The sequence below is a fragment of the Pseudomonas citronellolis genome (assembly GCF_029335315.1).
Lineage (GTDB): Bacteria > Pseudomonadota > Gammaproteobacteria > Pseudomonadales > Pseudomonadaceae > Pseudomonas > Pseudomonas citronellolis_A.
This window is the reverse complement of sequence record NZ_JARJLT010000061.1, coordinates 1-251: the sequence shown is the minus strand read 5'-3', so window position 1 is coordinate 251 and position 251 is coordinate 1. Positions and strand designations below refer to the sequence as shown.

The window sequence follows — 251 nt, the reverse complement described above, 5'->3', positions numbered from 1 at the left end:
GTCTGGGTCGCCGACATCACCTATTTGCCTAGCTCGAGCGGTCCGCTGTACCTGAGCCTGGTCACCGACGCCTACTCGCGCAAGATCGTCGGCCACCACGTCCACGAGGGTTTGCACGCCGAGTCGGTTGCTCAGGCGTTCAACCAGGCGTTACGACAGCGCCAGACACGGCATGCCCTGGTGCATCACTCGGACCGCGGCATCCAGTACTGTTCCGCGCATTACCAACGGCTGCATGCGCGGCACGGTAT

Annotated in this window: 1 protein-coding gene; it reads left to right on the top strand. The window is 63.3% G+C overall.

Going from position 1 to position 251, the window contains the following annotated elements; translation table 11 throughout:
- The coding region (locus P3W75_RS04995; protein ID WP_276226257.1) for a DDE-type integrase/transposase/recombinase at positions 1-251 on the top strand (251 nt) is incomplete at both ends.